The sequence below is a fragment of the Skermania piniformis genome (genome assembly GCF_019285775.1).
In the GTDB taxonomy this organism is placed as follows: Bacteria; Actinomycetota; Actinomycetes; order Mycobacteriales; family Mycobacteriaceae; genus Skermania; species Skermania pinensis.
Genome location: NZ_CP079105.1, coordinates 709035 through 723660, shown reverse-complemented (window position 1 = coordinate 723660; position 14626 = coordinate 709035). Strand labels below are relative to the sequence as shown.

Genomic DNA, 14626 nt, shown 5'->3' with positions numbered 1-14626 from the left:
CGGCGTCAGAACAGATCGCGTCGCGGCCCCCGGCGCGCCGGGTCGGCGTGGGGTCGCCCCGGGTCTGCGTAGGGTGCAGCGGGTGACCTTCGATCCGCAGCGCTGGCAGACCGTTCCCGGTTTCGACGACCTCACCGACCTCACCTATCACCGGCAGGTCGCCGACAACTCGGCACCGGGCACCGTCCGCGTCGCCTTCGATCGGCCGGAGGTGCGCAATGCCTTCCGGCCGCACACCGTCGACGAGCTGTACCGGGTGCTCGATCACGCCCGGCAGACCCCCTCCGTCGGGGCGGTCCTGCTGACCGGTAACGGACCGAGCCCGAAAGACGGCGGTTGGGCCTTCTGCTCCGGCGGTGACCAACGCATCCGCGGTCGCAGCGGCTACCAGTACGCCAGCGGCGAGACCGCCGAGACGGTGGATCGCGCGCGCGCCGGCCGGCTGCACATCCTGGAAGTGCAGCGCCTGATCCGGTTCATGCCGAAGGTGGTCATCTGTCTGGTCAACGGATGGGCCGCGGGCGGCGGGCACAGCCTGCACGTGGTGTGCGATCTGACCCTGGCCAGCCGGCAGCACGCCCGGTTCAAACAGACCGACGCCGACGTGGGCAGTTTCGACGGCGGCTACGGCAGCGCTTATCTGGCAAAGCTGGTGGGCCAGAAGTTTGCCCGGGAGATCTTCTTCCTCGGGCGGACCTACACCGCCGAGGACATGCACCGGATGGGCGCGGTGAACGCGGTGGTCGATCACGACGAGCTGGAGAACGAGGCGCTGCGCTGGGCGGCCGACATCAACGCGAAGTCGCCGCAGGCCCAACGAATGCTCAAGTACGCGTTCAACCTCCCCGACGACGGCCTGGTCGGCCAGCAGTTGTTCGCCGGTGAGGCAACCCGGCTGGCGTACATGACCGACGAGGCGGTGGAAGGTCGCGACGCGTTCCTGGAGAAGCGGCCGCCGGACTGGTCGCCCTATCCCTGGTACTACTGAGCTGGTACTGCCGACCCGACCACCGAAAGCCGACATGGACGTTCTCGCGAGCCGAATCATATTGCGCCCCAACGACTATGTCTGCACGCTCGGCTTCTATCGGGACCTGCTCGGCCTGGCGATCGCCCGCGAATACCCCGGCGGCACCGTATTCTTCGCCGGCCAGTCGCTGATCGAGGTGACCGAGCACGGGACCCGAGCCGAGCCGGCGACCCCGTTCGCCGGAGCGCTCTGGCTGCAGGTGCGTGACGTGATCGCCGCTGCCGCCGAGTTGGCCGCCCGCGGGGTGGCGATCGACCGCCCGCCGCGGACCGAGCCGTGGGGGCTGCGCGAGATGTGGTTGACCGATCCGGACGGCACGCCGATCGTGCTCGTCGACGTACCGGCAGACCATCCGATGCGGTGCGATAACCGGCCACCGGACTCGGCCGGGTAACCAGCAGATGAACGTTTGACCAACGGCTGCCGTACCTTCCGCACGCTGGGCCAAATATTGTTTCCGCCACTAGCGTTCGCCGACCTCGACACCCACACTGAGGGCGTGAGCGCTGAATTTCTCGTTCTTCTGATCGTCATCGTCACCGCCTTGGCGTTCGACTTCACCAACGGCTTCCACGACACCGCGAATGCGATGGCCACCTCCATCGCTACCGGCGCCCTCAAGCCGAAGGTCGCGGTAGGGCTGTCCGCCATCCTCAACCTGCTCGGCGCGTTTCTCTCGGTCGAGGTCGCCGCCACGGTCGCGAAGGGCATCGTCCACCTGGACAAGGTGGCGGGACAGGATCTGCTGGTCATCGTATTCGCCGGACTGGTCGGCGGCATCCTGTGGAATCTGCTGACCTGGCTGTTCGGTCTTCCGTCCAGCTCGTCGCACGCGTTGTTCGGCGGCCTGATCGGCGCCACCATCGCAGCTCTGGGCTGGAGCGGGGTGATCTGGGCCGACGGCAGCAGCGGCGTGGTCAACAAGATCATCGTGCCGGCGGTGCTGGCGCCGGTGGTCGCCGGCCTGGTCGCGGCCCTGGGCACCTGGCTGGTGTACCGAATCACCCGACGCGCCCGCCATCAGCAGGTCACCACCGGATTCCGTTGGGGCCAGATCGGTTCGGCGTCGTTGGTCTCGCTCGCTCACGGCACCAACGATGCGCAGAAGACGATGGGGATCATCTTCCTGTCCCTGGTCGCCTACGGCAGCCTGGGCAAGGACACCGAAATGCCGTTCTGGGTGATGCTGGCCTGCGCGATCGCGATCGCGGCCGGCACCTACCTCGGCGGCTGGCGGATCATCCGGACCATGGGCAAGGGCCTGGTGGAGATCGAATCCCCGCAGGGCTTCGCCGCCGAATCGTCGTCCGCTGCGATCATCCTGACCTCCGCACACTTCGGCCTGCCGCTGTCGACCACGCAGACCGCGACCGGCTCGATCCTCGGCGCCGGCATCGGCCGACCCGGCGCCGAGGTGCGCTGGGGCGTCATGGGCCGGATGGCCGTCGCCTGGCTGCTCACCCTGCCACTGGCCGGCATCGTCGGCGCCGTCTGCTGGGCACTGGCCCACGCGATCGGCGGCTTGGCCGGCGTGCTGGTGGTGTTCGCGATCCTGATCGCGCTCGCCGGCTACATGTACCTGCACTCGCGGCGGACGCCGATCGACCACGACAACGTCAACGACGACTGGGACGACGGCCTGGCGCCGGCATCCGACCGGAAGTCCAGCCCGACCGCAAGCAGCGTCTAGGAGATCTTGTGCACACCCTCGTCGCCAATCTGTCCGGGCTCTGGAAGGTCACCCTGGCCGGCCTCGTCCTCGGCGCCGGCCTCCCGGCGATCTTCGCCTTCGGCATCCGGTTCTGGTCGGAGGAGTACGCGATCGCGCCGGACGGTACCCGGACCGCGGAACGCAACCTGGCCGCAACGGCTGCGGCGTACCTCTGCTTCGCACTCGTCGTCGGCTCCGTCGTCGTGGGCATCCTCTTCATCGCGAAGGGCTTCCTCGCCTCGCGGCTGGGCATCCATATCTTCGGCGCCTGAAAGGTTTCCCGTGACTGCAGCATCGAACAAGTCCATCCTCGAATCAGTGCTCGACTGGCTACGCGCCGGCTATCCCCAGGGCATTCCGCGCGAAGATCACGTCGCGTTGTACGCGGTATTGCACCGCCGGCTCACCGAGACCGAGGTCGACCGGATCACCGAGCAGCTGATGACCGAGGCGACCGGCCGGGGCACCGGCATCGACCGCAGCGACATCGAACAAGCGATCCACGATCTCGCCCGCGAGCGGCCCGGGGACGACGACGTGCGGCGGGTTGCGTCGCGGCTCGCGGCCGGCGGTTGGCCACTGGCGAACCTGGTCGACGGCTGACCGAGCGCACCGTTACGAGCGTCCGCCGGGACGGCGATCGCCTGCCCGCCATCCGCCCATCTGGAGGATAATCAGCCGAATGGCAGTTCCAGGGTTCTTGAGCAGCATCGTCGGTTGGCTGCGAGCCGGCTACCCGAACGGGGTGCCGACCAACGACTACATACCGTTGCTGGCCCTGCTGCGTCGACGGCTCACCGAGGACGAAGTTCGCCAGGTTGCCGCCGACCTGGTCGACGATGGGGTGCTGCCGGTCGAAAAGGCCGACATCGGCGTGCTGATCACCAAGGTGCTCGACGACATGCCGCTGGAAGGGGACATGCAACGGGTCCGGGAGCGGCTGATCGCGGTCGGCTGGGTTCCGGAGGACACCGGTCCCGAAGACACCGTCGATCCGGCCGCGGGGTGACCGGGCCCCGCACCCTGCAGCCCCTCCCGATCCCGACCGGGCCGGCCGTGCATTCGATCCTGCCCGCGCTGGCGGCCGCGCTGGCCGGGGCGGGGCCCGCGTTGTTGCCGGTTCCGGCGGACGATCCCCGCGCCCGCAACCTGCTGCTCGACACGCTGGATCCGGGGAAACCGATCGACGACCGGGTGGCGTTGGTGGTCGCCACCTCGGGCACCACCGGCACGCCGAAAGGCGCACTGCTCACCGCGGCCGGACTACGCGCCGGCGCGGCCGCCACGCACGCCCGACTGGGCGGATCGGGCCACTGGCTGCTCGCACTCCCCGCGCACCACATCGCCGGCCTGCAGGTACTCCTCCGCAGCCTGGCCGCCGGAACCACCCCGACCGTGCTGGATGTTGCCGCGGGCTTCGACCCGGCCGCGTTCGCCACCGCGGTATCGCAGATGCCCGGACCGCGGCGATACACCTCGCTGGTGCCCACCCAGCTGATCAAGGCGCTGAACCATCCCGCTGCCCGGGCCGCGCTCGCCGGGTTGGATGCCGTGCTGGTCGGCGGCGCAGCCACGCCGCGTCCACTGCTGGAACGGGCGCTCGCCGCCGAGGTCGCGGTGGTCCGGACCTACGGAATGAGCGAGACCTGTGGCGGCTGCGTCTACGACGGCGTGCCGCTGGACGGGGTACAGGTACGGATCGACGACGGCCGGGTCGTGCTCGGCGGCGCCACGGTCGCGCTGGGTTACCGGGGCCGGCCGGGACATCCGGCCTTCGCCGAGCCGGGCTGGTACCGCACCGACGATCTGGGCCGGATCGACGACGGGATCCTGCAGGTACTCGGTCGCCTCGACGAAGCCGTCTCCACCGGCGGGCTCACCGTGCTACCGCACGTGGTGGAAGCGGTGCTGATGCTGCATCCGGCGGTCCGGGAATGTGCCGTCTTCGGCCTACCCGACGACCGGCTGGGCGAGCGGGTGGTAGCTGCGGTGGTACCGCAGGATGTGACCGCGGTGGTACCGCACGATGTGACCGCAGTGGTACCGCACGGTCCGGCCGATCTCCCGGCGGTTCGCGCACATGTGGCCGCCGCGCTGGGCCCGACCGCTGCACCCCGCGAAGTGTTCCTGCTCGACGAGCTGCCGCTGCGCGGGCCCGGCAAGGTCGACCGAGCGGCGTTGCGCGCCCGATTCTATCAGTCGGCTGCGCGCAGCTCGAACAACTGACCCGGCATCACCGGACCGCGGAGCACGATCGGCTTCGGCAGCAGGCTGCGATCCTCGACCAGGGCACGTCCGGCGAACTGCGGTGTCCCCTGCAGCCGCAACGCGACGCCGGGTTCGCGCCCGCCGTTGGCCTCCGAGCGGCTGACATCCCACACGGTCTTAGCGTTGCCGACCGGACACAGCTGAAGTTGGTCATTTGCTCCGGGACATACCGCTTGACCGGTGTCCGGACTGCGCAGCTGCGTTCCGGTGGCGACGGTGGCGAACTGGAACGTCGCGGGTTCTCGCGTGCCGGTCGGATCGGCGAACAGCTTGCCGTCGATCACCACCACCGGCGCACCGCTGGCCCGCAGCGCGAAGGTGACCGAGGAATCGGCCGGGGTCGTGGCGGCGGCCGCCGTCGGGACCAGCGCGACCGCAAAGCCGACCAGCGCAGCGGACAACCACCGGGAGGGTACGGGGGAACGCATCATGCAGTCTCCGTTTTCGACTGAAGCATGATCGTCGCATCCGACATCGATTCGGGGCACGCGATCCGGGCAATTGGTTCGGCGCGACGCTACCGCACCCCACCGACCGGCGCCGCCACCGAACCGGCCGGGAACAGTCGGACACGCATACCTGTTGTCGTTGATTGAAAGTTCAAATACCGACCAACGGGAGATGAAAGATCATGCAGTTCGGCGTATTCACCGTGGGCGACGTTACCGTCGACCCGACCACTGCGACCGCTCCCACCGAGGCCGAACGGCTCCGGGCGATGCTGCGAATCGCGCTCAAAGCCGAGGAAGTCGGCCTGGACGTGTTCGCTACCGGCGAACACCACAATCCACCGTTCGTGCCGTCCTCACCGACCACCCTGCTCGGCTGGATCGCCGCCCGCACCGAGAAGCTGCAGCTGTCCACCGCGACCACCCTGATCACCACCAACGACCCGGTGAAGATCGCCGAGGACTACGCGACGCTGCAGCATCTGTCCGGTGGCCGGGTCGATCTGATGCTGGGCCGCGGCAACACCGGCCCGGTGTATCCGTGGTTCGGCAAGGACGCCCGAGAAGGACTGCCGCTCGCCGTGGAGAACTACCACCTGTTGCGCCGGCTCTGGCGGGAACCGGTCGTCGACTGGAGCGGCCGGTATCGCACTCCGTTGCAGGGCTTCACCGCGACACCGGCGCCGCTGGACGGCACCCCGCCGTTCGTCTGGCACGGCTCGATCCGCTCGCCGGAGATCGCCGAGCAGGCGGGGTACTACGGCGACGGGTTCTTCCACAACAACATCTTCTGGAACATCGAGCACACCGAACAGATGGTGCGGCGGTACCGCGAGCGGTTCGAGCACTACGGACACGGCGGAGCCGACCAGGCGATCGTCGGGCTCGGCGGCCAGGTGTTCATGGCCGAAACCGAAGCCGCGGCCAAACGGTTCTTCCGGCCGTACTTCGACAATGCACCGGTGTACGGGCACGGACCGTCGCTGGAGGAGTTCACCGAGTCGACCCCGCTGACCGTCGGTACGCCGGACCAGGTGATCGAGCGGACGCTCGGCTTCGCCGACTACGCCGGCGACTACCAACGGCAGCTGTTCCTGCTCGACCATGCCGGCCTACCGATCGAGGTCGTGGAGGAGCAGCTCGAGATCCTCGGCCGCGAGGTGGTTCCGGTGCTCCGCAAGGAGTTCGAGCGGCGGCGGCCGGCGCACGTGCCGAGCGACCCGCCGACCCATCGCACGCTGGTCGCAGCCGGGCCGAACGCACCGCATCACCTGGTCGAACCGGCCCGCGCGCTCGCCCCCACCGGGGTCGGCCGATAACCGGCGCACGACCGGAACCTCATGGCGTCCCGAACAACTCGATCAGATAGTCGGTCACCTGGCGCAGCGGTTCACCGCTGCGCTCGGCCCGGCACAGGATCAGCGCGCCCTCGAACGCGGCCACCGCAACGGTGGCCCGCGCGGCGGCGGCCGGCGCCGGTGTGCCGTGCGATACCAAGACCTCGACCAGCTGGGTCCGCCACTCGGCAAACGTCGTCCGGACCAGCTCGGCGACCCCGTCCAGCTCGGGTCGTTCGCCGAGGGTGAGCGCCACCACCGGGCAGCCGGCGCGGTAGTCGGTGGTCTCCAGCGCGGTCAGCCAGAACTCGGCGAATCGGGTGAGCACCGCGGTCGGACCGGACGCAGCGGCCAGGTCGCGAATGGTATCGGTGATGTACTCGGCGGCGGCCTGTCCGGCCGTCCGCACCAGTTCGTCCCGGCCGCCCGGGAAGTGGTGGTAGACCGATCCGCGCGGAGCTCCGCTCCGGGCCAGGACGGCGTCGATGGTCACCCCGGACACCCCCTGCTCGCGCAGCAGCGCGACCGCGCCGGCGATCATTCGCTGTTTGGTATCCGCGCGACCCACGCCGCCTCCTCGTCACACTTGTTTCATATTATGACCTACCCCATACTCGGGGTCATGACCGCAACCGGCGCTCCCGGCGAATGGCACACCACCGCCTGCATCCTCTGCGAATGCAACTGCGGCTTGTGGATCCAGCTGGACGGGCGGCGGCTGGCCCGGATCCGCGGCGACGAAGCGCACCCCACGTCCGCCGGATACGCCTGCGAGAAGCCGCTACGACTCGACCACTATCAGAACGGCCGCGACCGACTGACCAGTCCGCTGCGCCGGGAGCCGGACGGCAGCTATACCGAGATCGACTGGGACACCGCCGTCGCCGAGATCACCGAACGGCTGACCGCGATCCGCGATACCCACGGCGGCGAATCGATCTTCTTCTACGGCGGCGGCGGGCAGGGCAACCATCTGCCGATCGCCTACGGGCAGTCGTTGCGCGCCGCGCTCGGTAGCCGGTACTACTCGAACGCCTTGGCGCAGGAGAAGACCGGTGAGATGTGGGTCGACGGCCGACTCTCCGGCGGGCACAGCAAAGGCGATTTCGAGCATGCCGAAGTGGTGCTGTTCCTCGGCAAGAACCCGTGGCAATCGCACAGCTTCCCGCGGGCTCGGCCGGTACTACGGGAGATCGCCCGCGATCCCGCCCGAACGATGATCGTGATCGACCCGCGGCGTAGCGAGACCGCCGAGCTCGCCGAGTTCCACCTGCAGGTTCGGCCCGGGACCGACGCCTGGTGTCTGGCCGCGATGCTCGGGGTGTTGGTGCAGGAAGACCTGCTGGACCACGAGTTCGTCGCCGTACACACGCGCGGTGCCGAGGCGGTGTCTGCCGCGCTCGCCGAGGTGCCGGTCGGCGACTACGCGGCCCGGTGCGGCGTCGACGAGGACCTGCTCCGCGCGGCGACCCGACGGTTCGCGACTGCCGAAACCGCCGCCAGCTACGAGGATCTCGGGGTGCAGCAGGCACCGAACAGCACCCTGTGCTCCTATCTGCACAAACTGCTGTGGATCCTCACCGGGAACTTCGGCCGGCCCGGCACGATGTATCTCCACTCGTCGCTGACCGCGATCAGCGGCGGATCCGGCAGCGGCAAGGGCGCCCGGCTCACTCCGGTGACCGGCGCCCGGATCATCGGCGGGCTGATCCCGTGCAATTCGATCGCCGACGAAATCCTCACCGACCACCCCGGCCGGCTGCGCGCAATGTGGGTCGACGGGGCCAATCCCGCTCATTCGCTTGCTGATTCGGCGCGGTTCGGCGAAGCCATGCGCGCGTTGGAACTGAGCGTGGTGATCGACGTCGCGTTCACCGAGACCGCGCGCCAGGCGGACTACGTTCTGCCCGCCGCCACCCAGTACGAGAAGTGGGAGGCCACGTTCTTCAACTTCGAGTTCCCGCGCAACGTGTTCCAGCTGCGCGGCCCGCTGCTCGAGCCCGCGCCCGGCACGCTGCCGGAGCCGGAGATCTATGCGCGGGTGCTGCGCGCGCTGGGTCCGGTGGACGAGACCGTGCTGACCACCCTGCGCGCGGCCGCCGAGGAGGGCGCGGCAGCGTTCGAGTCGGCCTTCTTCGCCGCCGCAGCTGCCGATCCGACGATCATGCCGCTGGCCGGCTACGTCCTGTACGAGACGTTGGGCCCGACCCTGCCGAACGACGCGCGATCGGCCGCCGTGCTGTGGGGCACCGCCCAGCTGTGCGCTGCGGCCAACGCGGAGTCGGTGGCCCGGGCCGGTTTCGACGGCACCGGGTTCGAGCCCGGCCGCAAGCTGTTCGACGCGATCCTGAACCGGCGCTCCGGAGTCGAGTTCACCGTCGACGAATGGTCGGACGTCTGGCGCTACGTCCGCCGCCCCGACCGCCGGTTCACCGTCGCGATCGACGAACTGCTCACCGAACTGCGCGGGTTGGGCGACGCCAGGTCCACCTGGACCACCGACGAGTTCCCGCTCGTGCTGTCCGCCGGCGAGCGCCGCGCGTTCACCGCGAACACCATCATCCGCGACCCGGGCTGGCGCCGTCGCGACCAGGAGGGGGCGTTACGGATCTCGCCCCAGGACGCGCAGCAGCTCGGCGTCGGTTCCGGCGACCGGGTGCGGGTGGTCACCGAAACCGGGGCCGCGGAAACCGCGGTGGAGGTCAGCGAGCTGATGCAGACCGGCCATATCTCGCTGCCGAACGGTCTCGGCGTGGACGCCCCGGACGCGAACGGGCGACGGCAGCGCACCGGGGTGGCGCCGAACGATCTCACCACCACCCGGTACCGGGACCCGATCGCCGGGACGCCGTGGCACAAGTACGTTCCGGCGCGGGTGGAAGCGCTGCAGTGAGCGGGGAGTTCGGTGACACGTCGGTTGCCGCCGCGATGCTGCGCGAACCACGGCTGCACCGGCCGGACGTCACGCTCGTCGACCTGCGCGACTACTTCGACGATCCGCACGTGCACGTCGCGTTGATCGTCGACGACCGGGGCCGGCTGCTCACGGCGATCGAGCGGGCAGACCTGACCGATCTCCCCGCGTCCTCGGGTCCGGCGGCCGACCTGGGCCGACTCGCCGGGCGCACCGTCGCACCCGAGGCCGACGTGGTCGCCACCCGGGCACGGATGCTGGTCGAGCAGCGACGACGACTCGCCGTGGTGGACGGTTCCGGCGCGCTGCTGGGGCTGCTGGCGTTGAAGCGGACCGGTCGCGGCTTCTGCTCGGACGCCGACGTCGCCGCCCGCCACCCCGGCGCGTGACCGCCGCTGCGTCAGCACCTAGACTGAAACACGTGTCAGTTTCGCCGTTCGCCCCGGCCCGGCTCGGCCCGCTCACCGTGCGCAATCGGCTGATCAAGGCCGCGACCTTCGAGGGGCGCACCCGCGACAGCCAGGTCAGCCCGGACCTGATCGCCTTCCACCGCGAGATCGCCGCGGGCGGCGTCGGTATCTGCACGGTCGCCTACTGCGCGGTGTCTCCGGAAGGCCGGACCGACCGCAACGCCCTCTGGCTCCGACCGGAGATTGCCGACGACCTCACCGCGCTGACCGATGCCATCCACGGCGAGGGAGCCAAGGCCGCGGCCCAACTCGGCCACGCCGGCCCGGTGGCCAACGGCGCGTCCAACCGGGCCCGGGCGCTCGGCCCGTCCCGGAATCCGGCACCGCTGGGCGGCACCACCACGCGGAAGATGACCGTCGCGGACATCGCGACGCTGCTGGCGAACTACCGACGAGCCGCGCGGCTCGCGGTGGACGCCGGATTCGACGCGCTGGAGCTACATTTCGGGCACAACTATCTGCCCAGCAGCTTCCTCTCACCACTGCTCAACCGCCGCCGCGACGGCTACGGCGGGTCGCTGGCCAACCGGGCCCGGCTGTGTCGCGAGATCGCCGCGACGGTCCGTGACGAGGTCGGGCCGGACACCGCGCTGTGGGCGAAACTCAATCTGCGCGACGGTGTCCCCGGCGGATTCGATATCGACGAATCCTGCCGCGTGGCGCAGTATCTGGAATCCGATGGCCACCTGGACGCGCTGGAGCCGACGGTCGGCAGCTCGCTGCTCAACCCGATGTACCTGTTCCACGGAACCCCGCCCCGGCGGGAATTCGCCGCGGTGTTCGACAACCCGATGCGGCTGGGGTTACGCATCGCCGGACCGGTGTTCCTCCGGCACTACCCCTACCGTCCCGGTTACCTGCAACCGCTGGCCCGGCAGCTGCGCGCCGCGGTATCGATGCCGCTGATCCTGTTGGGCGGCATCACCGATCGCGCCTCGATCGACGCCGCTTCGGCCGACGGGTTCGATTTCGTCGCACTCGGCCGCGCCCTACTGCGCGAACCCGACCTGCCGAACCTGATCGCCGCCGACGCCGGGCACCGATCGCGTTGCGTGCACTGCAATCAGTGCATGCCGACGATCTACACCCGCACCCGGTGCCCGATCCGAACCGGCGAGCTCCCCGACCCGTTCGTCGCATAGCAGCGCGGCGAGTGCAGGTCCACCGGTACGGTCGACGATACGGGCCGGAAACGCCGGCACGGGGACGAAGTAGGATCAAGAAGGGTTTCCGATGGCTTCGGCAACGGATACGACAATCATTCTGGTTCATGGGTTTTGGGGTGGCGCGGCGCATTGGAGCGGGGTGATCCGCGAGCTCGCCGCGCGTGGCCACACCAAGATCAAAGCAGTGGAGAACCCGCTGACCTCGTTGGCCGACGACGTCGCCCGCACCCAGCAGTACGTCAACCAGGTCGACGGACCGGTTCTGCTGGTGGGCCACTCCTACGGCGGGGCGGTGATCACCGAGGCCGGCGATCTGCCGAATGTGCAGGGCCTGGTATACATTGCGGCGTTCGCTCCCGATACGGGTGAAAGTCCGGGCGGCTTGAGCCAGCAACGTCCACCGGCGGCACTGGCGAATGTCGTGCCCGACTCCGACGGCTACCTCTGGGTCCAGAACTACCACGAGAGCTTCTGCCAGGACCTGACCGAGGAGGACGCCTTCGTTCTGGATGTGACGCAGAAGGCGCCGCTGGCCGGCACTTTCGGCGACGAGATCACCGCACCGGCCTGGCGGGTCAAGCCCACCTGGTACCAGATCTCCACCGAGGACCGGATGATCAACCCGGACAACCAGCGGATGTTCGCCGAGCGGATGTCGCCGGTGTCGGTGCTCGAGCTGGCCGCGAGCCATGCCTCGCTGGCGTCGCAGCCGGCCGAGGTGACCACCATGATCCTCGCCGCCGCCGAGACCGCCGCCGCCGAGACCGCGGCCGAATAGATCCCGACCGGCCGGCCGGCCCGGCGTCAGCCGAGCCGGCCGGCCAACCGGGTCGCGTTCATGTAACCGATCGCCTCGATCGACAGCATCGGGTTCACCCCGGACGCCGTGGGGAAACACGAGCCGTCGGCGACGACCAGGTTGGGCACCGACCAGACCGCACCGTCCGGATTCGTCGCGGACATCTCCCGGGAGCCGCCCATCCGTGCCGAGCCCATGATGTGCAGCGCGGCGATCGAGCACCGCCCGGGCCCGTAGCCGATCTTGTGACTTGCGGCCAGGTAGCCGTCCAGGCTGGTCGAACCGCCGCGGATGTACTCGGCCGGCGACTGGTGCGCGGTCCGGATCCGCTGCGCGCCGGCCGCTTCCAGAATCCGCGCGGCGCCGTCCACCCCGACCCGCAGGTGCCCGGCGTCCCGCTCCGACAGCCGGTACCGCACCACCGGATTCCCGGCCGAGTCGATCCCGACCGAGCCGTGGTCACGATCACGGGTGATGATGCCGACCACGCCGGTGCGCGGCAGGTCCAGCATCTGCTGCCGATGCCGCGCCGCGCCCGCCCAGCTGGTGAAACCGACCGTCATCGCCGGGGTCAGCGGACCCGTCTCGTACACCACGCCGTAGCCCGCACCGTCCAGATCCCGATGCTCGGCCGAATAGCGCGCCTGCAGGCCGCCCTGCCAGCCCAGAACTTCCTCGTCGAACACCGCCTGCACCGCAGTCGCCGGATGCAACCGGAGATAGTCGCCGATCGGCTTGTCGGTCAGGCCGGACCGGCGCAACAGGGCCGGGGTCTGGATCGCGCCGGCGGCGGCCACCACCGCCCGGGCCCGGATGTGCACCGGACAACCGCCGGCGGCCACCGCGTGCACCCCGGTCGCCCGGCCACCGGCGATGTCGATCGTCCGCACATCGGTGCCGACCAGCAGCGTGGCGCCGTGCTCGGCCGCGTCGGCCAGCCAGGTCTTGGTCGCCGACTGTTTGGCACCCACTCGACACCCCGATCCGCACCGCCCGCACTCGACGCCGGCATCGCAGGTCGGCGCCACATTGCGCGGCAGCACGTCGACGTGCCAGCCCAACTGCTGTAAACCCCGCTCCAACAACGCGTCCCGAGCGGAAAGCGGCGAACGGTCCACGGTGACCCCGATCCGTTCGCCGACCACGTCCATCGCCGCGGTGTACTCGTCGGTGGCGAACTGGCGTGCCCCCAACGCCGCCCATTCGGCGCGAACATCGTCCGGGGTGCGCAGCGAGGTGGTCCAGTTGACCACGGTGCCGCCGCCGAGGCAGCTCCCGGCAACCAGGCCGAGCTGACCCTCCGCCGTGATCGCCGGCCCCGGCGCGTAGAGGTGCAGCAGGCCGTCCAGCTCGCTCCAGCCGAAGTTCGCGTCGTCGTAGTACTCGCCACGCTCGACCACGATCACCGACAGTCCGGCTTTTGCCAGCACCGCCGCCGCGGTACCACCGCCGGCCCCCGATCCGACGATCACCACGTCGCAGTCGAGCTCGGTGGGTCCGCTCGGCCGGATCGGGGTCAACGCCGAGGCCGGCGCGTCCGAGCGCGGACCGGGCGGCGTCGGATAGCCGATCGCGGTCCAGAACGGGTGCACACCGGTCGGGCCCGGGGTGGCGTAGTAGGCAGCCATCGCCGCCTGGGTCAGCCCACGGATCGCCGTGCGCACCTGCGGTATCGGCGACCCGGACAGCCGCAGCAGCAACCGCTCCCGGTCGGCCCGGCTCAGTCGGTCGAACCGCCGTGGCCCGAATCCGGTGGCCAACCCGAACGCCCGGCTGTTCCACACCCGCAACACCGCGGCGACCGCCTGCTTGCCCTTCTCGTCGGGGTTGCGGTCGAGCAACGTCAGCAGGGTCTCGTCGGCGCCCAGCTCGGTGGCCGACGGCAGGTCACCTCCGTCGCCGGGGGTGACCGTGTCGCAGATGAGGCCGAGAATTCTGCGTTGTTCGGCGGAGAGATTCACGGCCGTCGCCTCCCTGGGATCGATCGGTAACCCGGCAGCCTCGATTGTTGACTACTCCCGTTGTCCGCACAGCGAAACCGCCGCGCCGCCGATTCAGATCTGGTTGATCCGGATATGGTTGCCGGCCGGATCCCGGAACGCGCAGTCGCGGACTCCCCACGGCTGATCCGCCGGCTCCTGCAGCACCTCGGCGCCGCTCGCCCGAACTCGCTCGAACGTCGCGTCGAGGTCGTCGGAGCCGAAGATGATCGGTCCGGGCAGCGACCCCTTCGCCAGCAGCCGGTGCAACGCCTCGCCGTCCTCCGGTGACCGCCCGGCGTCCGGCGCGGACAGCACCAGATCGGCTCCCGCTCCGCCCGGGGAACTCATCGTCACCCAACGAAACTCGCCGTTGGGCACATCCATCGTCACGGTCAGTCCGAGCTCGGTGTAGAAGGCGATGGCGGCATCGACATCGTCGACGGTGATCGGGCAGGAACGCAATGCGGTTGTCATGGGGCCACGCTAGAACGCCGGCTCGA

Annotated in this window: 16 protein-coding genes; 12 read left to right on the top strand and 4 right to left on the bottom strand. The window is 69.7% G+C overall.

Going from position 1 to position 14626, the window contains the following annotated elements; all coding sequences use genetic code 11:
* Window positions 1–82 precede the first annotated feature (82 nt).
* The 7 genes from KV203_RS03325 to menE all read left to right on the top strand — a co-directional run bounded on the left by KV203_RS03325 (window position 83) and on the right by menE (window position 4967).
* Window positions 83–988: a 1,4-dihydroxy-2-naphthoyl-CoA synthase gene (locus tag KV203_RS03325; RefSeq protein WP_066467084.1), complete on the top strand. Its 906-nt coding sequence runs from the start codon at window positions 83–85 to the stop codon at window positions 986–988.
* 34 nt (window positions 989–1022) lie between these two features.
* Window positions 1023–1424, top strand: a complete 402-nt coding sequence (locus tag KV203_RS03320; RefSeq protein WP_066466712.1) for a VOC family protein — start codon at window positions 1023–1025, stop codon at window positions 1422–1424.
* Between the two features lie 105 nt (window positions 1425–1529).
* A complete protein-coding gene (locus tag KV203_RS03315; RefSeq protein ID WP_066466713.1) occupies window positions 1530–2720 on the top strand; it encodes an inorganic phosphate transporter in 1191 nt (396 codons plus the stop codon).
* An 8-nt stretch (window positions 2721–2728) separates the two neighbouring features.
* Window positions 2729–3013 (top strand): hypothetical protein, encoded by a 285-nt coding sequence (locus KV203_RS03310; RefSeq protein ID WP_066466714.1) that lies wholly within the window; start codon window positions 2729–2731, stop codon window positions 3011–3013.
* Window positions 3014–3023: 10 nt separating this feature from the next.
* Window positions 3024–3344: a DUF3349 domain-containing protein gene (locus tag KV203_RS03305; RefSeq protein WP_083529722.1), complete on the top strand. Its 321-nt coding sequence runs from the start codon at window positions 3024–3026 to the stop codon at window positions 3342–3344.
* A gap of 79 nt (window positions 3345–3423) precedes the next feature.
* Window positions 3424–3750 (top strand): DUF3349 domain-containing protein, encoded by a 327-nt coding sequence (locus KV203_RS03300; protein ID WP_066466715.1) that lies wholly within the window; start codon window positions 3424–3426, stop codon window positions 3748–3750.
* On the top strand, window positions 3747–4967 hold the full coding sequence (gene menE / locus KV203_RS03295; RefSeq protein ID WP_066466716.1) for an o-succinylbenzoate--CoA ligase: 1221 nt from the start codon (window positions 3747–3749) through the stop codon (window positions 4965–4967). Before KV203_RS03300 ends, menE begins: the two co-directional genes overlap by 4 nt.
* Here the strand turns inward: menE and KV203_RS03290 are convergent.
* Window positions 4937–5440: an RICIN domain-containing protein gene (locus KV203_RS03290; RefSeq protein ID WP_066466717.1), complete on the bottom strand. Its 504-nt coding sequence runs from the start codon at window positions 5438–5440 to the stop codon at window positions 4937–4939. The two genes, menE and KV203_RS03290, sit on opposite strands and share 31 nt — an antisense overlap.
* Window positions 5441–5640: 200 nt before the next feature.
* Here KV203_RS03290 and KV203_RS03285 point away from each other — a divergent pair, with 200 nt between their 5' ends.
* Window positions 5641–6777 (top strand): LLM class flavin-dependent oxidoreductase, encoded by a 1137-nt coding sequence (locus tag KV203_RS03285; RefSeq protein WP_066466718.1) that lies wholly within the window; start codon window positions 5641–5643, stop codon window positions 6775–6777.
* 19 nt (window positions 6778–6796) lie between these two features.
* Here KV203_RS03285 and KV203_RS03280 read toward each other — a convergent pair whose 3' ends face one another.
* On the bottom strand, window positions 6797–7363 hold the full coding sequence (locus KV203_RS03280) for a TetR/AcrR family transcriptional regulator (RefSeq protein ID WP_157079628.1): 567 nt from the start codon (window positions 7361–7363) through the stop codon (window positions 6797–6799).
* Window positions 7364–7417: 54 nt separating this feature from the next.
* Between KV203_RS03280 and KV203_RS03275 the strand changes: the two genes are divergently transcribed.
* The 4 genes from KV203_RS03275 to KV203_RS03260 all read left to right on the top strand — a co-directional run bounded on the left by KV203_RS03275 (window position 7418) and on the right by KV203_RS03260 (window position 12123).
* On the top strand, window positions 7418–9688 hold the full coding sequence (locus KV203_RS03275; protein WP_066466719.1) for a molybdopterin-dependent oxidoreductase: 2271 nt from the start codon (window positions 7418–7420) through the stop codon (window positions 9686–9688).
* Window positions 9685–10098 (top strand): CBS domain-containing protein, encoded by a 414-nt coding sequence (locus KV203_RS03270; RefSeq protein ID WP_066466720.1) that lies wholly within the window; start codon window positions 9685–9687, stop codon window positions 10096–10098. Before KV203_RS03275 ends, KV203_RS03270 begins: the two co-directional genes overlap by 4 nt.
* Window positions 10099–10121: 23 nt before the next feature.
* Window positions 10122–11321, top strand: a complete 1200-nt coding sequence (locus KV203_RS03265) for an NADH:flavin oxidoreductase (RefSeq protein WP_066467087.1) — start codon at window positions 10122–10124, stop codon at window positions 11319–11321.
* A 91-nt stretch (window positions 11322–11412) separates the two neighbouring features.
* Window positions 11413–12123, top strand: coding sequence for an alpha/beta hydrolase (locus KV203_RS03260; protein ID WP_066466721.1), 711 nt, complete (start codon window positions 11413–11415; stop codon window positions 12121–12123).
* Between the two features lie 26 nt (window positions 12124–12149).
* On the opposite strand, the gene KV203_RS03255 is transcribed toward KV203_RS03260, so the two are convergent.
* Window positions 12150–14105, bottom strand: coding sequence for an FAD-dependent oxidoreductase (locus tag KV203_RS03255; RefSeq protein ID WP_066466722.1), 1956 nt, complete (start codon window positions 14103–14105; stop codon window positions 12150–12152).
* A 93-nt stretch (window positions 14106–14198) separates the two neighbouring features.
* The gene (locus tag KV203_RS03250) at window positions 14199–14600 is read right to left on the bottom strand and encodes a VOC family protein (protein ID WP_066466723.1); all 402 of its coding nucleotides are present in this window, start codon (window positions 14598–14600) and stop codon (window positions 14199–14201) included.
* Between the last annotated feature and the right edge of the window lie 26 nt (window positions 14601–14626).